General features: G+C 59.9%; 17 protein-coding genes and 2 pseudogenes. 11 read left to right on the top strand and 8 right to left on the bottom strand.

What is annotated here, in order from left to right:
* The first annotated feature begins 16 nt into the window (after positions 1-16).
* The 8 genes from KVG88_RS05075 to feaR all read left to right on the top strand — a co-directional run bounded on the left by KVG88_RS05075 (position 17) and on the right by feaR (position 6,709).
* The gene (locus KVG88_RS05075; RefSeq protein ID WP_046040355.1) at positions 17-388 is read left to right on the top strand and encodes a hypothetical protein; all 372 of its coding nucleotides are present in this window, start codon (positions 17-19) and stop codon (positions 386-388) included.
* Positions 389-391: 3 nt separating this feature from the next.
* Positions 392-862 carry a nuclear transport factor 2 family protein gene (locus KVG88_RS05070; protein WP_217870531.1) on the top strand — a complete coding sequence of 157 codons (471 nt, stop codon included), beginning with the start codon at positions 392-394 and terminating at the stop codon, positions 860-862.
* Positions 859-1,983, top strand: a complete 1,125-nt coding sequence (locus KVG88_RS05065; protein WP_217870530.1) for an amidase — start codon at positions 859-861, stop codon at positions 1,981-1,983. Before KVG88_RS05070 ends, KVG88_RS05065 begins: the two co-directional genes overlap by 4 nt.
* A gap of 23 nt (positions 1,984-2,006) precedes the next feature.
* On the top strand, positions 2,007-3,290 hold the full coding sequence (locus tag KVG88_RS05060) for an aromatic ring-hydroxylating oxygenase subunit alpha (protein WP_217870529.1): 1,284 nt from the start codon (positions 2,007-2,009) through the stop codon (positions 3,288-3,290).
* Positions 3,287-3,787, top strand: coding sequence for an aromatic-ring-hydroxylating dioxygenase subunit beta (locus KVG88_RS05055; protein WP_150702408.1), 501 nt, complete (start codon positions 3,287-3,289; stop codon positions 3,785-3,787). Before KVG88_RS05060 ends, KVG88_RS05055 begins: the two co-directional genes overlap by 4 nt.
* A gap of 10 nt (positions 3,788-3,797) precedes the next feature.
* Entirely contained in the window at positions 3,798-4,538 is a 741-nt protein-coding gene (locus KVG88_RS05050) for an SDR family NAD(P)-dependent oxidoreductase (protein ID WP_150702409.1), read from the top strand.
* 146 nt (positions 4,539-4,684) lie between these two features.
* Positions 4,685-5,635 carry a PDR/VanB family oxidoreductase gene (locus tag KVG88_RS05045; RefSeq protein ID WP_217870528.1) on the top strand — a complete coding sequence of 317 codons (951 nt, stop codon included), beginning with the start codon at positions 4,685-4,687 and terminating at the stop codon, positions 5,633-5,635.
* Between the two features lie 153 nt (positions 5,636-5,788).
* Entirely contained in the window at positions 5,789-6,709 is a 921-nt protein-coding gene (gene feaR, locus KVG88_RS05040; RefSeq protein ID WP_150702411.1) for a transcriptional regulator FeaR, read from the top strand.
* A gap of 134 nt (positions 6,710-6,843) precedes the next feature.
* On the opposite strand, the gene KVG88_RS05035 is transcribed toward feaR, so the two are convergent.
* Complete coding sequence (locus KVG88_RS05035) at positions 6,844-7,473, bottom strand: response regulator transcription factor (RefSeq protein ID WP_217870527.1); 630 nt, start codon at positions 7,471-7,473, stop codon at positions 6,844-6,846.
* Between the two features lie 259 nt (positions 7,474-7,732).
* Between KVG88_RS05035 and hpaC the strand changes: the two genes are divergently transcribed.
* Positions 7,733-8,242: a 4-hydroxyphenylacetate 3-monooxygenase, reductase component gene (gene hpaC / locus KVG88_RS05030; RefSeq protein WP_150702413.1), complete on the top strand. Its 510-nt coding sequence runs from the start codon at positions 7,733-7,735 to the stop codon at positions 8,240-8,242.
* A gap of 119 nt (positions 8,243-8,361) precedes the next feature.
* On the opposite strand, the gene KVG88_RS05025 is transcribed toward hpaC, so the two are convergent.
* The 4 genes from KVG88_RS05025 to KVG88_RS05010 all read right to left on the bottom strand — a co-directional run bounded on the left by KVG88_RS05025 (position 8,362) and on the right by KVG88_RS05010 (position 13,130).
* Entirely contained in the window at positions 8,362-9,378 is a 1,017-nt protein-coding gene (locus KVG88_RS05025; protein ID WP_150702414.1) for a phosphotransferase enzyme family protein, read from the bottom strand.
* Between the two features lie 9 nt (positions 9,379-9,387).
* Complete coding sequence (locus tag KVG88_RS05020; protein ID WP_217870526.1) at positions 9,388-10,668, bottom strand: aspartate aminotransferase family protein; 1,281 nt, start codon at positions 10,666-10,668, stop codon at positions 9,388-9,390.
* The gene (locus tag KVG88_RS05015; RefSeq protein ID WP_217870525.1) at positions 10,661-11,971 is read right to left on the bottom strand and encodes an amino acid permease; all 1,311 of its coding nucleotides are present in this window, start codon (positions 11,969-11,971) and stop codon (positions 10,661-10,663) included. The genes KVG88_RS05020 and KVG88_RS05015 overlap by 8 nt, the downstream gene beginning before the upstream one ends.
* 232 nt (positions 11,972-12,203) lie before the next feature.
* Complete coding sequence (locus KVG88_RS05010; RefSeq protein ID WP_217870524.1) at positions 12,204-13,130, bottom strand: CgnE/CgnB domain-containing protein; 927 nt, start codon at positions 13,128-13,130, stop codon at positions 12,204-12,206.
* Between the two features lie 467 nt (positions 13,131-13,597).
* On the opposite strand from KVG88_RS05010, the gene srmL reads away from it, so the two are divergent.
* Positions 13,598-14,746, top strand: a complete 1,149-nt coding sequence (gene srmL, locus KVG88_RS05005; protein WP_217870523.1) for a PheS-related mystery ligase SrmL — start codon at positions 13,598-13,600, stop codon at positions 14,744-14,746.
* A gap of 142 nt (positions 14,747-14,888) precedes the next feature.
* On the opposite strand, the pseudogene KVG88_RS31300 reads toward srmL, so the two are convergent.
* The 3 genes and pseudogenes from KVG88_RS31300 to KVG88_RS04995 form a co-directional block, all read right to left on the bottom strand.
* Positions 14,889-15,488 (bottom strand): annotated as a pseudogene (locus KVG88_RS31300) (methyl-accepting chemotaxis protein); the annotation flags it as partial.
* 258 nt (positions 15,489-15,746) lie between these two features.
* Positions 15,747-16,796, bottom strand: a pseudogene (locus KVG88_RS31295) (methyl-accepting chemotaxis protein); the annotation flags it as partial.
* 370 nt (positions 16,797-17,166) lie between these two features.
* The gene (locus KVG88_RS04995) at positions 17,167-18,489 is read right to left on the bottom strand and encodes an alginate export family protein (RefSeq protein WP_217870521.1); all 1,323 of its coding nucleotides are present in this window, start codon (positions 18,487-18,489) and stop codon (positions 17,167-17,169) included.
* Positions 18,490-18,770: 281 nt separating this feature from the next.
* Between KVG88_RS04995 and KVG88_RS04990 the strand changes: the two genes are divergently transcribed.
* Positions 18,771-19,160, top strand: coding sequence for a c-type cytochrome (locus KVG88_RS04990; RefSeq protein ID WP_150702421.1), 390 nt, complete (start codon positions 18,771-18,773; stop codon positions 19,158-19,160).
* Positions 19,161-19,201: the final 41 nt, after the last annotated feature.

The raw sequence follows: 19,201 nt of genomic DNA, 5'->3' as shown, positions 1-19,201 counted from the left end.
TCAAAGGATCAACAGCATGTCCCAAGCTACCCAGGAACCATTGCGCGTCGTCTTCTGCATCGGCATCACCCAGAACTTTTTCGACCTGCCGACCGGTGAAGGCCTGAGCGTCTGGAAGGGCTTCAGCCAGATGATGGGTGACCTCGGCGCCATGCCCGGCATCACCGTGCTCGGCGCGATGGACGACGACCGTTTGATGGTCGGCCCGTCCACCACCTCGCCGTGGACCGTCTACATCATGGCCGACGTCGACTGCCACCAGTCGGTGATCGACGCCTGCAACCTGTTCCGCACCACGCCGGTTGGCCAGTACAGCCTGTGGCGCTACGCCAAGATCGAAGCGCGCATCGGTCGTCCGCTGACCATTCCTGATGCGGCCAAGGTGTAAGCCATGAACGAAGCCTTGCTGCAGCGTCTGGCGACGCTCGAAGGGGAAAGTGCAGTGCGCCGCCTGATGGCGCGCTACATGGACCTGTGCGATGTGCCGCGGGCGGCGATTCATCTGAGCCAGTTGGCGCAATTGTTCACCGAAGATGCGATCTGGGAAGGCCTCGGCACCAAGACCGCAAAAACCTTCGGCCAGCATCAGGGGCGTGAGGCCATCGCGGCGTTCGTCGGTGGTTACCTGCCGCCGTCTGACCACTTCCAGCTCAACCTGCATTACCTCACCAGCGAGTCGATCGTGGTCGACGGCAGGGCGGCGCAAGGGCAGTGGATCATGCAGCAGATTTCCACCTACGCCGATGGCCGTAATGAGCTGTTCGGCACGCGCCTGAACATTGATTTCCGCTGCGTGGACGGCGTCTGGCAAATCGCGCATTTCCGCACGCAACGCTTGTTCAATACGGAGCTGAATGCATGAGTACGTTCATCAGCGAATTCCTCCTCGGCGGCAACGGCAAACGCGTCGCCATCAAGGACTCCATCGACATCACCGGTCACCCGACACGTTCGGGCAGCCGCGCGTTTGCCGATGCACCGGCGGCGACCAAAAACGCCGAAGTGGTCGACGCGATCCTGGGCGCGGGCTGGCAGATTGTCGGCAAGACCAACCTGCATGAACTGGCGTTCGGCGTCACCGGCATCAACGACTGGACCGGCACACCGATCAACCCGCAAGCGCCGGATCGCGTGCCTGGCGGCTCGTCCAGCGGTTCGGCTTCGGCGGTCGCGGCGGGTTTGGCCGACATCTCCATTGGCACCGACACCGGTGGTTCGGTGCGAGTACCGGCAGCGTGCTGCGGGGTGGCCGGACTCAAACCGACTTACGGTCGCGTCAGCCGCGTCGGTGCGCATCCTCTGGAATCCAGCCTCGATTGCGTCGGCCCATTCGCCCGCTCCATGGATGACTTGATTGCCGCGATGCAGGTGATCTGCCCGGGCTTTGAAATGCAGGGCCTGCCGGGCGCCGGGGCAAAAGTCGCCTTCCTTGACGTGGGCTGCGATCCGCACCTGCAAGCCTGCCTGGGGGCCGCCGCCGACCGTGCCGGATGGCGCCGCGGCAACCTGCACCTGAGCGAATTCGAAGCAGCGTTCGCCGCCGGCCTGACCGTGATCAATTTTGAAAACTGGGCCGCGTTCGGTCACCTCACCGGCAAAGGCCTGATCGGCGCCGATGTGGAGACTCGTCTGCTGGCGGCCAGCCGCACCACCCGTGAAGAACTGGCCCAGGCCGAAGCCGTGCGCACGGCGTTCACCCAACAAGTGGACGCGGCGTTGGAAGATTTTTCCGTATTGCTGCTGCCGACGCTGCCGACCTTGCCGCCGACCCTCAGCGAAGCCCGCGCAGGCAGCAAAGCCGTGGCCGGCATGACCCCGCTGGTTCGGCCTTTCAACCTCAGCGGCCACCCGGCCCTGACGGTGCCGGTGGAACTCGATTGCGGCGGGCTGAAAGTCGGTCTGCAGATCGTCGGTCGCAAAGGTCAGGACGAACTGGTCTGCGCCTTTGGTGCGCAGCTGCAAGCCTCAACCAATCAATCATAAAAAGAAGCCATGAGGAGAACCGCATGAGCACTCATGAATATCCGCTGATCGCGACGTCGAAAAGCCCCGAAGAGCTGGTCCAGCACGACCGCGTTGACGTCTCGCTGTACAACGACCCGGCGCTGTTCGAAGCCGAACTGGACAAGATTTTCTACCGCACCTGGGTGTGGGTTGCCCACGAAAGCGAAGTGCGCAACAGCGGCGACTTCAAAACCGCCATGATCGGCCGTCGCCCGGTGATCGTCGTGCGCGACAAGAAGAACAACATCAATGTGTTGGAAAACCGGTGCCGCCACCGTGGTGCGACCGTGTGCGAGAAGCACAAGGGCAACGCTACGGGTTTCACCTGCCCGTACCACAGCTGGTCGTATGGCCTGGACGGCAAATTGCGTGCGCTGCCGTATCCGGATGGCTACGAAGGCATCCTGGAAAAATCCGAATTGCCGCTGACCAGCCTGCGCGTCGAAAGCTACGCCGGCATGGTGTTCGCCAGCTACAACGACGAGATCGAGCCGCTGGAAGACTTCCTCGGCGGGGCCAAGCACTGGATGGACCTGTTCATGAAGCAGGGCGCCGGCTACCCGATCAAGACCCAGGGCGAACACAAGTTCAGCTTCAAGGGCAACTGGAAGATCCAGCTGGAAAACACCACCGACGGTTACCACTTCCCGATCGTGCACAAGTCGTTCATGTCGTCGGTCGATGAAGAAACCTCCGAAATGCTCTCGTTCATGACCGACGAACAAGCCGTGACCCATTCGCTGGGCAACGGCCACAGCGTGATGGTCATGGTGCCGGAGCACGTCGACCTTGATCACGACGACGGCACCGAGCAGTTGCAGGAACGCTTTGCTCACGTCACCGAAGAACTGTCGAAAACCATGCCGGCCGATCAGGTCCGTCGCATCGTGCGCTCGCTGCACGGCGCCGGTTTCAACCTGAACCTGTTCCCGAACGTGGCGATGTCGATGTCGTTCTTCCGCGTGCTGCGCCCGGTGTCGGTCACCGAAACCGAGATCCGTCACGTCGCCCTCGGCATGGACGGCGGCCCGGAAATCGCCAACCGCGAACGCATGCGCATCCACGAACACTTCCAGGGCCCGTTCGGTTTCGGCAGCCCAGACGATGCCGAGGCCTGGGACCGCGTGCAGCGCGGCTCGTACGCCGGCGTCGATGCGCCAATCCTGGTCAACCGCGGCCTGAACCGCGAAATCACCGCTGAAAACGGCGACAAGGTCAGCCACGCCACCGACGAAGGCGGCATGCGCGGTGCCTACGACATGTGGAAAAGGATGATGAGCCAATGAGCAATCAAGACACCCTGAACGGTTTTTCCGGCCCGTTGGCCCAGGCCATCGAATTCATCTGGCGCGAAGCCGAACTGCTCGATCACAAGAACTACGCCGAATGGGCGACCTTGTGGAGCGAAAGCGGCAAGTACATCGTGCCGATCGACCCGGACACCGAAGATTTCGAAGCAACGCTCAACTACGCCTACGACGATGCACGCATGCGTGATTTGCGTATCGAACGCCTGACCGCCGGCTACTCGCCGTCTGCGGTGGACGCGGCGAAAACCATTCGCACGGTTTCGCGTTTCCGCCTGGTGGAAGCGGCCGGTGACATCGTCGAAGTGAACTCGGCGCAGTTGCTGTACGCCTACAAGCGCGGCGTGCACACGCCGTTCGTGGCCGACCTGAACCACCGCATTCGCTTCACCGATGGTGTGCCGAGCCTGGAGCGCAAAGTGGTGCGCCTGATCAACTCCACCGACAGCCTGAGCGCGCTCGGCTTCCTTTTGTGAGGGCAACATCATGAGTCGAGTAGCCCTTGTAACGGGTGCCTCGCGCGGGCTGGGCGAGTGCATCGCCCGTCGTCTGCATGCCGCGGGATACCGCGTCGGTCTGGCGGATGTGCGCCTCGATGGCGTGCAACGTTTGGCTTTGGAACTCGATAGCAGCGGCGCCAGCGCCATGGCCATCGAGCTCGACGTGCGCAGCAAAGCGGCGTTCCAGCTTGCCCGTGATCTGCTTGCCGAGCGCTGGGGCGGCACCGACATTCTGGTGAACAACGCCGGTGTGTCGAAAGTCGCGGCGTTGATGGACATCACGCCGGAAGAGTTCGACGAGTCGATGGCGATCAACCTGCGCGGCACTTTCGTGGCGTGCCAGGTGTTCGGCGCGCACTTTGCCGAACGTGGCTTCGGCCGAATCGTCAACATCGCGTCCCTGGCCGGGCAGAACGGCGGCACCGCCACCGGCGCGCATTACGCGGCGGCCAAGGGTGGCGTGGCGACACTGACCAAGGTTTTCGCCCGTGAACTGGCGCCTCAGGGCGTGACGGTCAACAGCATTTCGCCGGGCCCGCTGGACTTGCCGATAGTGCGTGAAAGTGTGGCCCCGGAGCGTCTGGAACAGATCCTCAAGATGATCCCGGCCGGCACCCTCGGAGACCCTGCGTTCATCGCCGACAGCGTGTTGCTGCTGATCGCCGATAACGCGACCTCCGTGACGGGCGCGTGCCTGGACGTCAATGGCGGCTTGTTCATGCGCTGATTCAAAGGCCGGAAAATGACCCTGTAGGAGCTGCCGCAGGCTGCGATCTTTTGATCTTGTTTTTAAGGTCAAGATCAAAAGATCGCAGCCTGCGGCAGCTCCTACAAGTGATGTGTTAAACGAAAAATAAGTATTCAGGTGATGCAATGATGAAGGTGAAGATCGAAAGGATCGTCGACGAAGCGCTGGATATCCGTTCCTTTCGCCTCGTGCGCAGTGACGGCCAGCCGCTCGACACCTATGAACCGGGTGCCCACGTCGACCTCACCGGGCCGACCGGCGTAACCCGCCAGTATTCGCTGTGCAGCCCGCCGCAGGATCGCCGCGCCTACCTGGTGGCAGTGAAGAAAGAAGCGCAGTCGCGTGGCGGCTCGCTGGCGCTGCACGAGCAAGTGGAAGAGGGCATGGAGCTGGAAATGGGTGCGCCGCGCAACCTGTTCCGTCTCGATGAAAGCGCCAGCGAACATGTGCTGTTCGCCGCGGGCATTGGCGTCACGCCACTGCTGAGCATGGCCTACAAGCTGGCGGAAAGCGGCCAGCCGTATCGCCTGCATTACTTCGCGCGCTCGGCCCAATACGCGGCGTTTACCGAGCTGTTGGCCAACACCTTTGCCGACCATGTTGAGTTCCACTACGGCATCGAGCCGGCGGACCTGGACGGCGCATTAAGTGCGTGCCTGGAGCGCGCCAATCCGGCGGCCCACGTCTACACCTGCGGCCCGGCACCGTTCATGAACAAAGTGGTGGAAGTGGCTGCGCGCAGTCGCTCCGATGATTCGATTCACCTTGAACACTTCGCCGCAGACCCGGCCGCCAACAGCGCCCCCGCCGGCACCTTCGAAGTGGAACTGGCCAGCTCCGGCGTGGTGCTGCAAGTGCCGGCCAACACCAGCCTGGTCGACGTGTTGCAGGCCCACGGTTGCGACATCGACACCGAGTGCCGCGAAGGCATCTGCGGCACCTGCATCGTCGAAGTGCTTGACGGCGTGCCGGAGCACCGTGACAACTGCCTTTCCAACAAGGAAAAGGCTTCCAACAAGCAGATTTGCGCCTGTGTTTCCCGGGCACTTTCCGCTCGTCTGGTATTGGACATCTAAGCGCTTTCTTCACTGGAAAGCTGACGCCGGAGCCTGTTGAATGGCGCCCGGCGACCATCGAGGGAGGCGATGGCTGGAAGACGAAACTTTTTTACCGAACCGCTCGACGAAGCGGTCGGCAATAACAACAAAAACACGTGAGGCTTTGCGGACATGATTACAGCATCGACGGTGCGCAACGAGGCGTTCGAAAGTTGGTTGAGCCAGGTGAACCAGGCCTGTGGGCGTTTCGATGCCCGGGCACTGGACTCCGATTTCTATGGCGAACTGGCGGAATTTCGCAGCGGTGCGATCAACCTGAGTGTGGTCGACATGGCGCACGTGCATTTGTATCGCACCAGCAAGGACGTCAGCACCAGCAGCGACGGCCACTATTACGCGGTGTTCCAGCTGCGTGGCAGCTCGCATCTGGAGCAGGGCGACAACCGCGCACAACTGGGTTGTGGAGACATCGCCTTGATCGACGCCAGCCGTCCGAGCGACATGATCTACAACGATGATTGCCGACAGTTGTCGTTGATTCTGCCGCGTCAGGTGGTCGAGCGTGGCTCGCATTTCAATGCGGTCAATTGCGCCACCCGCATCGCCGCCAGCAGCCCTTTGGCGTCGATGGCCAACAAGCTGGTGCTGGAGACGCGCCAGCAGGAAGGCCTGGACATGCAGGAAAGCGAGGCCGTGCTCGATGCGCTGGCCAGCCTGTTGCTGCCGGGCATCAGCGCCCAGGACAGTGGCGGCGATTCCCACGAGCGGCAATTTCGCAAGATCATCGCTTTCATCGACCAGCACATCAGTGACGAAGCGCTTTGCCCCGAGCTGATCGCACGGGAGGTGGGGGTGTCGGTGCGAGGGCTGTACCGGATGTTCTCCAAGCGCGGGCTGGTGGTGGCGCAATACATCAAGCATCGCCGGCTGGACTTCTGCGCGGAAAACCTGCGCCGCGCCGATGTCGAGCAGAAGCTCTCGGCGTTGTGTTATGCGTGGGGATTCTCGGATTCCAGCTACTTCTCGTCGGCGTTCAAATCACGCTTTGGCGTGTCGCCGGGTGCTTATCGCAAGCGGTATAGCCAGGTCTGACACCGCGTTATCGTTCATCGCGGGCAAGCCCGCTCCCACAGTGATTGTTGTCGTACGCAAGTGTTGCGTACATCCGAGATCCCTGTGGGAGCGGGCTTGCCCGCGATGGCGGCCTCATGACCGCCACAAATCCCTCAATGCCGCACCGGCTCATCCACCGGCAAATGCAGCACCTCGCGCACCAGCATGGCGATGCTGCTCACGCCCATCTTTTCCTTGATCTTGGTGCGATGCACGTCAACGGTCTTCACGCTGATGTTCAGCTCCCGGGCGATCACCTTGCTGGCCTTGCCATCGATCACCAGCATCAACACTTCACGCTCGCGGGTGGTCAGCAGTGCGAGTTTGCCTTGCAGGTTCTGACGCTGCTGCTGGTCCGCCTGGGCGTGCACGGCGGTCTTCAGCGCGGCCTGGATGCGGTCGATCATCTGCTGCGGGTTGTAGGGCTTCTCGACGAAATCCAGCGCACCGTTCTTCATTGCCGTGACCGACATCGGGATGTCGCCATGGGCCGAGACGAAAATGGTCGGCAAGGTGCTGCCGCGCTGGTTGAGGATTTCCTGCAACTGGAAACCGCTGGTCTCCGGCATGCGCACGTCGAGCACCAGGCAGGCGGGCTGCTTGGGGTCGTATTGGCTCAGGAACTCTTCGGCGCCGGCAAAGCACTGCGCCTGCACACTGACGGACTCCAGCAGCCACGCCAGCGAAGTGCGCAGGTCCTTGTCGTCGTCAACGATGTAAACAATCGGTTTGCGGGTTTCCATCAGGGCTGCCACGAAAGTCTTCTAATTATTGTTTTCGCACGCGAACGTACGGCACACAGCGGCTCATCTTTGTGAGGCCAGTGTGCAGAATACCCACTGTGGCCGGCCCTTGCGATAAAGAAACCACCTAGTCGACTAGCGGAAACCCAACCTCACCATGGGGATCGTCAGAATGGTTGCGCCGTAGCCGCAGCCTTAGTCTTGTTCCATCACCTACGGGCCGCACGATGGCGGTCCTCCTGAAGGAAGGGGCATCGACATGGCCGACTTGAGCCAGCAGCAAATCGACTTTCGCAACGCCATGGCGCAGCTGCCGGCTGCGGTGAACATTATCACCACCAACGGCCCTGGCGGTCGCTGCGGCATCACCGCCAGCGCTGTGTGCTCGGTCACCGACTCGCCGCCCACCGTGCTGGTGTGCGTCAACCGCAACAGCGCGACCCACGATGTGTTCCGCACTAACGGCCACCTGTGCGTCAACGTGCTGTGTGGCGAGCAGGAAGAGCTGGCGCGCCACTTCGCCGGCATGACCAAGGTGCCGATGGAAGAGCGCTTTGCCTGGGACCTGTGGGACGACGGCGCTGCTGATGTGCCGGTGTTGCGCGATGCGCTGGTTCAGCTGGAAGGGCGGATCAGCGAGTGCAAGGAAGTGGGTTCGCATTCGGTGATGTTCGTGGAGTTGACGAAGGTCGGCGTACGCGAGCCGCGTGACAGTCTGGTGTATTTCAACCGCTTGTTTCATCGCGTTGAGCATGCCAGCGCGGCTTGATTGAGACCGCGTCATCGTTCATCGCGGGCAAGCCCGCTCCCACAGGAACAGCGTCGTACTTAAATGCTCTGTTCGCTGGAGATCTCTGTGGGAGCGGGTTTGCCCGCGATGGCGATGTATCAGACTTGCAGATACGCCCGAGCCAACTCACAAGCCCGCTCAATCAACATCGGCGCCATCTCAATCGCCGTCGGTGTGCCTTGGCGGGTGTGAATCCAGCCCAGGTACGTGGTACCGCGCAGCATCAGGAACAGCGCCAAGGTCTTGCGATCGGCCTCTGTCAGCGGTTTGACCGCGTGGTAGCCGTCAAGCAGCGCCGCTTTGATCTGCTCATATCGCGGGTCATCCAGGCAGAAGTACAATGCCGTGGCCAGCTCGAACATGTGCCAGCCAAACCCGGCGTCATCGAAGTCGATCAGGCGTAGCTGTGGGCCTTCGACCAGCAGGTTCTCAGGCACCAGATCGGCGTGAATCATGCCGAAGTTGCCCAAATGCCGACCGTACTGGCGCAAGTCCTTGCGCGCCGTACGCCGGGCCTGCTGCAGTAAATCCCGCTGCGCATCGCTGAGCTGCGCAAGCTCCCAGAAGCGCCCCCAGAACGGATTGGCACCGATCAAGCCTTCTTCATCCCAGGCATGCCGGACAAATTCGTCCGGCTGCTGCCAGTCCGCCGAATGCAGATGAATACGCGCGGCAATCGCACCGGCTTCGTTGAATAGAAATTCGATTTCGGTATCGGCCTGCACCCCGGCTTCGGAAGTGCCTGCGGTGGCGCCGGGCAGCCAGGCGAGCATGTCGATGTGTCGCGCCTCGCCGATGGCCTGGTGGGTGACTTCGATCAGGTGACGCTCATTCTGCGCACGGATGATTTGCGGCACGGTGATACCCGCACTGGCCAGCGCCTCCATCCATTGCAACTCGGAACGCAGCGCGGCTTCGCAGTGATAGCCGTTGCGATGGATGCGCAGGGCGACGCGCTGGCCATCGTGACGGCGAGCCGAGAACACCGCGTTCTCGCGGAATTTCACCAGTTCTATCTCGGCGAACTCGCCGTCCCACTGTTGCAGGGCATGGCGCGCCAGTTCGTGCAGACGGCTGACTTGCTGATCGTGGGGGAGGGTGTGGAATTCATTCATGTCAGGGCCTCAAATGGCGCTCAGGGCGTGGTCCAGGGTGTCGACGAACAAGTCCGCGTGATCGCGGCTGAACACCAGCGGCGGGCGTAACTTGAGAATGTTGTCGCCGGCGCCGATCTTGCTGATCAGCACGCCGTTCTCGCGCATGTCGTTGACCACCTTGCGCGCCTCCAGCCCGGCCGGTTCCTTGCTGGCGTGGTCGCGCACCAGTTCCATGGCGAAGAACAGACCCTTGCCGCGCACATCGCCGATGATCGAGTGCTTGGCGGCCAACGCTTGCAGGCGTTGCTGCACATAAGCGCCGACGCGCTTCGCGTTGCTCAGCAGTTGCTGTTGCTCAATCACATCGAGCACCGCCATACCGACCGCCGCCGCCACGGGCGAGCCGCCGAACGTGTTGAAGTACATGGCGTGGCGCCCGAACGATTCGACCAAGGCCTTGTGGGTGATCAACCCGGCCAGCGGATAGCCGTTACCCATCGGTTTGCCAAGGGTGACGATGTCCGGCACTACGCCGTGGGCCTGATGACCCCACAGGTGATCGCCGGTGCGCCCGAAACCCGATTGCACTTCGTCAGCGATGAACAAACCGCCCGCCGCACGGATCAGCGCCGCAGCCTTGTTGACGAAACTGGCCGGCACCCGCGGCAACCCTTCGTTGGCGAACAGGGTGTCGATCAGCAGCGCAGCCGGGCGAATGCCCTGGGCCTGCATCGAGGCAATCGCCGCCGCGATGTTCGCCGCGTATTCCTCGGCCAGTTGCAGCTCAGTGGTGCCGGCCGGTGCGTGGTACAGGCAGGGAATCGGCACCGCACGGGCATGGGCGGCGAAGGGTTCCGGCGAGGGCAGGGCGGTGGTGACCTCGGCCAGCGACGCCGAATTGCCGTGGTAGTTGTAGTCGCTGACGATGATGCCGGTGCCGCCGCTGGCGAACCGCGCCAGGCGCAGCGCCAGCTCATTGGCCTCGCTGCCGGTGCAGGTGAACATCGCGGTGTCCAGCGGCTCGGCGAAGGTGGCGGTCAGACGTTCGGCGTAACGCACCACTTGCTCATCAAGGTAGCGGGTGTGGATGTTCAGCGTGGTGGCCTGGCGGTGCATGGCGTCGGTCACGTGGGGGTTGCAGTGACCGACGCAGGGCACGTTGTTGTAGACGTCGAGGTAGCGCCGGCCATCGACATCGAACAGCCAGACGCCTTCGCCGCGCACCAGGTGCAGCGGTTTGTCGTAGAACAGCGGCGAAGCACTGCCGAGTACGCGATGGCGGCGTTGCAGAAGAGTGTCTTCAGGCATGGTCTGGAACCTCGATAACGCTGCGGCGAGTGCGCAGCAGGTAATTGAAAATGCACAGGGTGAAGGTCACCGCGAGGGCGATCAGCATCAGCATGTCGAGTTGGAAGCAGGCGGCGATCACCACCAGGGTCAGGGCCAGGCCGAGCCAGGCCACCAGTTTTCCGCCGATCAAAGTGAACGGGCGTGGCAAGTCAGGCTGGCTGTTTTTGATGCGCAGGTAGGCGCCGAAAATGAACAGGTAACAAACGTTGAGCAGCAGCACGACCGCGAGCATTACGGTGGCCGGGTCTATTGCCGACAGCGGCAGGCCGATCACGCCGATCAGCAACAGCGCCGGATAAGGCGTGCCGCGTTTGCCGGTCTTGCCCAGCCATTGTGGGAACAGACCATCGCGGGCCATGGCGAACAGTTGCCGCGACGCTGCGTAGACCAGTGAAAAGAATGTCGCGATCAGGCCGAACACGCCGCCGCAGCCAATCACCTTGGCCAGCCACGAGCCTTCACCGAACGCGCTATTGCTGGACATCGCCGCGTACAGCGGATCACCCGCCGAGCCCACCAGCTCGACACCGCCGGCGCCCGGTGCGCACACCAGCACGACCAAAGCAGTCACCAGTAACGTACCGATGGCCGCGAGAATGCCGCGGGGCATGGTGCGACCGGGGTTGGCAGCTTCTTCCGCCGCCGAGCCGGTTTGCTCGACGGTGATGAACAGCCAAATGGCGAACGGCACGCAGGCGAAGATGCCGCCGAGACTGACCGGCGTTGTGACATTGGCTGGCAATGTCAGCAGGTTGGCCAGTTCAACATGCGGCGCCATGGCCACGCCGAAGGTCAGCAGCGCGACGACAGCGATCACGCCAGCAATGAACGTCAGCCCCATGGCCTCACCGACACCGCGCAGATGAATGCCGATGATCACCACGAACAGGGCGATCTTCACCGGCCAGCCTCCGAAGCCGAAAATCGATTCGGTGTAGGCGCAAATGAATGTCGCCGCCGCACCGGTGCCGATGGCTAGTGCCAGCGCACAAGCCACGCCAACCAGATAACCCACAAACGGCCCGAAGGCACTTTGCGCATAAACAAACACACCGCCAGCGCTGGGCAGGGCCGTGGACAGTTCCGCCACGCACAACGCCAGGCCACCGCAGAGCAGGGCCATCAACAGCGTGGCGATCAGCATGTTCAACCAGCCACCGGCCGCCAACCCGAAGTTCCAGCCGGAAAACTGCCCGGCCACCACCAACGCAATTCCGAGGCCGGCGATTTTTGGCCAGCCCAACGCACTTTTCTTAAGCACAAAAGTCTCCCGCGACCCGAAGGCCGATTTATTGTTTTAGTGAGAAATGGAAGGGTTCAGCGTTGCTTTGCCGCCCACTGGAGGCGGCTGTTTCGATACTACGCCGGGGGGGTTGAGCGGCATGTTTGCGTGCATGCCATGTGGTTGGTTGTGGGTGCCAGATTCGACACGGGCCATGTGGGTGCCAGCCTGCTAGCGATGGCGGCATGTCAGACACCATTGATGTAGGCAGCTATCGATACGTGGGAGTTACGTTTACTTCTGGGCTGAGGAAGTCAATGTGATAACCAGAAGATCCATCCCCGATAGCAAGGTGAACTCCACGGATGCCTTCGTTTAATTGAGAGTTGGTTTTGTAATTAATGCTCGTCGCGATGTTCTCGTTCACGCCGATGGCGAATTCTGTCAATTTTAGGCCTCGATGGCCCGCAGCCAGATCAAGTAATTTCACATGCTCATCATTATTTGTTTTTAATGATGTAATGACGTTGTTCGTAACGGAAAGCGTGGCCCCATTTTCAGATATCAGATCGCTTAACCATCTTAAAGCAATTTTCAATCCTGATGGCAGGGTTGGATTGGGTTTTCTGAGGACTGTGAGTATGCCGGAAATTTCCAAGGTTCCATGAAAGGAAAATGGACTTGGGGTTTTTGGATTCATGTGGGCGTAATGAACTTCGAAAAATTCCGCTACAGACTGGATAAAGTTTTCCTCAATATCTTCCGAAATCAACGCATAGGGCTGTGCGTGTGAAAAAATCTCTATCTGCGCATTGGCACCATTTCCAGTCATAGCAAATGAGTCGTTTGAATTCAGCCTGCTCAACACACGCCTCTGTGCGATTAATGCCTGCTCAAAGTCACTCTTCAATAGAAGGTCCAAGCTATAAAGGGCGCTATCCAGTGTTGGATCGAATACCTGTGTTGCGCAAAAAACACACTTCTTGCTTTCTGTGTTATTTGCTAGCTCAAACACCCGTTTTGCTGCGTCATTGGAAAAAGAGAAAACAATGCTGTGTTTCGGTAACTTATTAATGTGGGATATGTTGGCGGTCTTGAATCCTAGTTTTGAACATTCCTGCAGGAATGATTGAGAGTCGGCGATTATCGCAGGCTGATCTACACCAAAGAGTGTTTTTGTCATTGTTGATATGGACATGAATACCTCCCTGTTTAGTCGATGGGCGGCAAGATCTCCCTTGGCGCCCATTTACATCATTTATCCTTCAAAGTGAGCCCATGCCAGTGGAGCCCAGCCAAAGTTTTCCGGACCGGAAGTGATGCGGTTGAGTTTTTCTTTTGTTGTGATTTCGTTAGTCATTTGATCATCCTTTTTCAATTTTTTGGTTATGTGCTCCTCGGTGAATTTGAGGCGCGGAATAATTAATACAGATTTTTTTGAGGTCTTGAACTATTTATTTTTAGTTTTTTAGAATTAATAATGCTTTTAATCGCTCATGTGCGCTAGGGCAGGTTATTTGTGTAAGGCATATCTGTAGTCTCCTTCTGAAATCTGGTTGTTTCGTTGAGTTTTGGTTGTCGGCGACGAATAGAACTCGTTAGGTTGATTTTTGGGGCCGATTTTTAGACGGTCTCAACCATCAACTGTTTTTAGGGGCCTATTCAGTGCAGGAAACCAAAAAGTATCTGACACAAACATCCATACAAAAAGCCATGTTGCTGACCGATTTAACAGAACCAGCGGCACCCGATCACGCCGTCCGTTTATTACTCACTGGCATCCTTCAGGGATTGGTTGATCAGGGTTGGCCGCCAGCCCAAGTTCAGACTGGAGCGAGAATTGTCTCGGCGGAGGAAAACTACGGATTGCTGGGTTACGACCCATCCGAAATCACTCTTGGAAGTGCGCACACCCGATGGGTTGATGCATGCTCTTTGCTGCGTACGCAAACCACTAGTCATATTCCGGCGGCACTTCAGCGAGCGGCCAAAATACGACAGTCAGGGCAGACCATATTATTAGCCGCCCCTGGCATCACATTCCGTCGCGATACCCGGGACCGCTGGCATTGTGCGGAACCGCATCAGATGGATATTTGGGTTCTCGGTGATCCTGAGTTGGCGACTCATGAGCACTTGTTGCGACTGGTAAACGATGTTCTTCACGCTTGCGTGCCAGACAAAACCTGGATCTACAGCGACAGCCCGCATCACTACACCGAGGGCGGGATCGAAGTGAATGTGCTGAATGATGGTTTTCCAGTGGAGGTCCTGGAGTGCGGTCGAATTGCCAAATCCTTATTGGAACGGTTGGAGATTGATCCTTTGCTTCATGGAGGTCTGGCCTTGGGAATGGGCCTGGATCGCCTGACCATGCTGCGCAAAGGTATCCCGGATATTCGTTTGTTGCGTGACCAGAACGAACGAGTGAGGGCGCAAATGCATGATTTGAATCCGTGGAACGCCGTCTCACGTTTGCCTTCGATTGCTCGCGACATTTCGTTAGCTGTGACACCGGGACAAAGCGAAGAAATATTGACCGAAAAAATGTTGCAGGCTGCTGGCGATTGTTCTGACTGGATCGAAGAGATGAACATCAAGGGGCGTTGGCAAATTTCTGATCTACCGCCACAGGCAATTGATCGTCTGGGGATGTTGCCTGGGCAGGAGAATGTGCTGCTGCGCGTTGTACTGCGTGATTGTTCGCGCTCAATCACCGCGGCCGAGGCAAATAGTTTGTACTCAAAAATACAGGCGGCGTTACACGAGGGTGCTCCGGGGGCGGGTTACAAGATGGATCTTTCCTCTGTTTAACAGTTGAGGTAGCCAGTGCCGGCCCCATCGCGGGCAAGCCCGCTCCCACAGGTTTTAGCGGTGACTGCAAAATTTGCGTACACCACACATCACTGTGGGAGCGGGCTTGCCCGCGAAGACGGAGTGTCAGATAACACAAACGTTAGATCCGAAAACTCCCCACCAACTGATTCAACCGCCCGGCCTGCTGCTCCAGTTCGGTACACGCGCGCAACGTCGCTTGCAGGTTTTCCACGCCTTGCTGGTTCAGGGTGTTGATCTGGGTGATGTCGACGTTCAAGGCTTCGACCACGGCGGTCTGTTCCTCGGTGGCGGCGGCGACGGACTGGTTGACGTTGTCGATCTCGCCGATCCGTTGGGTGACGCTGCCCAGGCGGGTGCCGGCGAGGTTGGCGATGGTGACGCTTTCTTCGCTGTGCTGCTGGCTTTCGGTCATGGTGATGACCGAGTCGCGGGCGCCGACTTGCAGCTCTTCGATCATCTGCTGGATCTCCAGCGCCGAGGCCTGGGTGCGTCCGGCGAGGCTGCGAACTTCGTCGGCGACCACGGCAAAACCGCGTCCCGCTTCACCGGCGCGGGCCGCTTCGATCGCGGCGTTGAGCGCCAGCAAGTTGGTCTGCTGCGAGATGCCCTTGATCACTTCGAGGATCTGCCCGATGTTCACGGTCTTGTCGTTGAGCACTTCGATGTTGGCGCACGAAGCACTGATCTTGCCCGACAGCTCATTCATCACCTCGATCGTGCGTTGCACCACCTGGCGTCCGTCTTCGGCCTGTTGCCGTGCCGCGGAAGCCTGATGCGAGGCATCGGAGGCGTTGTGCGCGATCTCCTGCGCTGCGGCGCCCAACTGGTTGATCGCGGCGGCCACGCTGTTGGTGCGGCTGGACTGATCGTCGAAGTTGCTCAACGACGAATTGGATGCATCGAGCACCCGGCGCGCACCTTCGTTGACGCCGAGGGCCGCGGACGACACTTCGCGAATCGAGTGGTGGATGCGCTCCACGAAACGGTTGAACGCGGTGGCCAGCTGACCGATTTCATCGCGCGACTGCACTTGCAGGCGTCGGGTCAGGTCGCCTTCACCGAGTGAGATGTCCTCCATGACTCGCGTCAGCACTTGCAACGGTCGAGTGATGCGCTGGGCGGTGTACCAGATCAACAGCAGGCCGAGCAGGGCAGAACCACCCCCCAGCAACAACTCCAGCGCCGTACTTTGCACGCCTTGGGCGTCCAGCTCCTTTTGCAGGGTGGTCACGGGCGCCAGTAACACGTCCTGCGGCACGCCGACCAACACGCCCCACGGCGCGGCGCCGGCAATCGGTGGCAGCGGTTCGAGGACCTTGATCTGTTGCGGGTCGACAAACACTTTTGGCTGGCCCTGACGCAAGGCGTCCATCACCTCGGTATTGTCCATCGGTTGGCCGAGACGGTTGATGTCCTGGCTATCGGCGGAGATCACACCCCGGGGGCTGACGATGCTGATCTGGCCGTGGCCGTCGAACAGTTCCAGCGCACTGGCTTCGCTGTTCTTTTGCAGCGCGGCGAGGTTGATGTCGAGGCCGACCACGGCGATGACTTTGCCGTTCTCCAGCAAAGGGAAGGCCACGCTGGTCACCAGTTTGCGGCTTCCGGATGCTTCGTCGAAGTACGGTTCCAGCACGCAAGCCTGACGGGTGTCGCGGGCGCAGGTGTAGAAGGCGTTGTACGGTGCGCCGCTCGGGCCGGGCTCGGTGTTGGCGAGCAGGCCCTCGTCGCCGATCACCGCTTGCAGCTCGCCGGGTTTGCTCTGCACCCAGTAGAGGGAGAAGCGTCCTGTTTCGTTGCTGCCCAGATCCGCTTTGTCGGCGAAACCGGCGTCGGCACCGTCTAGGGCGTCGGGTTCAAAAATGACGTAAAGCCCGAGCAGGTCGGGCTTGTCGATCAGGGCCTGGTGAAGCTGGGTACTCAGCTCCTGGCGCAGTTGTTGGCGGGACAGATGGCCCTGATGCTGAAGTTGCCTGAGGTAAAGCAAATACCGCGACAGCCCCTGGCCGAACTCATGGGTTTGCATGAAGGTGCGTTGCACCTGCATGGCCTGCACTTTGCCCAGCGCCTGCATGTGTTCCTTGGCGGCATCGGCGAGCATGTCGCCACTGGCCGTCGCCACTTGCTGGCTGCTTTTATGGGTTTGATAGAGCGACAACCCCATCAACAGACCCACCACCAACAGCAGGCAGAGGCCGGCGAGCAGGGCGATTTTGCTCTGGATCGTGAGGAATCTTTTCTGCATTGGAAATACCTTTTTCCTTGGAAAGCAATTGCACTGCTGTCACGAACTCGTAGGAGCTGCCGCAGGCTGCGATCTTTTGACTTTTAAAAACAGGATCAAAAGATCGCAGCCTGCGGCAGCTCCTACAGGTCGTGTGCGACCGCCGGCGAGTTTAGAAAGTCGTGGCGAATATCAGTTGGCTGTAGAGGTTTTTGTCGTTGTTGCCCAACTGCGTACCACCCTGGTCGGCGCTCTTGTCTGGCTGGAACAGACCCACCAGCGGCATCACCGTGATGTGGTCGTTGAGGTGCCATTCGGCGTACAGGTCGATTTCGTGACCATCGGTGTTGCCCAGGTCACGGTCGATGGTGTCGAAGTTGAAGTACATCGCGCCGACGGTCAGGTTCTCCAGCGGTGTAACGGTGAATTTGAGTTGCTGGATGCGCGAGTTGCTGTTGAACGGGCCGGCATAGTTACCCGCCACTTCACCCTGGAACCAGGTGCCGAAACCGCGGCTGAAACCGTAGAACAACGTGTCGTAGCCTTCCGAGAAACGGCTGTAGCGGTAACCGGCATACGGCGTCCATGGCGCGTCGGAGAAAGTCCAGCCGGCTTCCAGGTACCAGGCGTCTTCGGTGGCGGTGTGCGGTTTGTCCTGCTTGGCGTATTCGCCGGAGAGGAACAAGTCTTTGACCCCGGCGTTGCCGGTCGCGCGCAGGCTGTAGGTTTTCATGCCGTCGCGTTCGAGTTGCGCGGGGGAGGCGTATTGTTCGTCGATGTCTTTGGTGTCGATGTAGGTCAAGCCGACGGTGCCGACCTCAGACACGTGCTCCAGGGTGCCGACGTACATTTCGGTCATGGCTTGGGCGCGGTTGTTGGACTTGAGCCACATCAGGTCGCCGCGCCAGCCTTCCTTGCCACCGATGCGCAACACGGCGGTTTCGTCGAAAGCCTTGCGCGCGGCCAGCCAGTAGGCGCCGCCACGGTTGAACTCACCATCGGCCAGGCCTTTGCCCAGGTTCAGGGCATCGCCGTTGATCAGGAAACCGTCGCCGACCATGATGTTCTGGCGACCGAACGACAGGTCGATGCCATCGGCGCCCAGCGCCGGGAACAGGTCGGACGAGCGCCAGCCGAGGTAGGCGTCTTCGAACTTGGTGGTGCGTTCTGAACCGTCACTGAAGCCGGCCGCATCGCCGTCACCCCAGGTGCCGGAACTGAGCATGTTTGCCGCGCCATACGCCGTGCCGACACCGGCCAGGCCCTGGTCGAAACTCAGGCCGTACTTGATGTAGCCCTCGCGCCACGACGACGAACCTTCATCGAGACGACCCGACAGGGCGTAGTTTTCCTGACTGTGGAAAACGCCGAAAACCGCTTCCAGCGTAGCGTTCAGGTGACTGTCGTCATCGGCGTAGAGTTCATAGGCTCCAGCCTGGCCGGCGCTGATCATCAGCGCGAGAGTCGAAAGGCGAAGCAAGGGGGACTTGAGCATGGTGTGGCATCCGTTCTTGTTCTTGAGCGCAGGTTTGCGGTCTGCCCGGATACTAAGTCGCGCCCTTTTTTCAGCCTTTTGCCTGTTTGCCAATTAGTTGGTCGTGCGTGCCAGATTGGTCGGTTTGGCAGAAGCGCCAACATAACTGGCACGCAGGGCAAATCCTGCGCGTCAGCGACCGCCGACAATCCAGCTCAACCTGCCGGAGCACCGTTGCCCCGGCGCTTTCAGTGTTGGCGTTCGTCTGTTGGCGGGCGCGTGGATTTTCAAGGTCGTTTCTTATGTTCACCTCCCTGCGTTTGCCCCTCATTGGTTTGCTCTCATTGACCCTGGCCCAGGCCGCACTGGCTGCCGATTGCGCACCGGTACAAAGCCGGGGCGCCGAAGTGTTCGCCAATGAATGCGGGGTCTGCCATGCGGTGAGCAAAGGCACGACCGGCATGATGGGGCCGAACCTGGCCGGTGTGGTCGGGCGCAAATCCGGCTCGCTGGAAGGCTTCAACTATTCCCAGGCCATGCGCAGCAAGAACATCGACTGGCAAGCCGAGAACATCGAACAACTCATCACCCAACCCCAGGCTTATGTGCCTGGCACCTACATGCCCTACATGGGGCTGGCCTCGGCAGACGATCGCCAGGCGGTCGTTTGCTACCTCAAAGAACAACACTAATCAGCCGGATTTGCCGCCTGAACAATTCGTCTTAACGAAAG

The organism is Pseudomonas azerbaijanoccidentalis (assembly GCF_019145495.1).
Taxonomy (GTDB): Bacteria; Pseudomonadota; Gammaproteobacteria; order Pseudomonadales; family Pseudomonadaceae; genus Aquipseudomonas; species Aquipseudomonas azerbaijanoccidentalis.
This window is presented reverse-complemented; position numbering and strand designations above follow the sequence as displayed.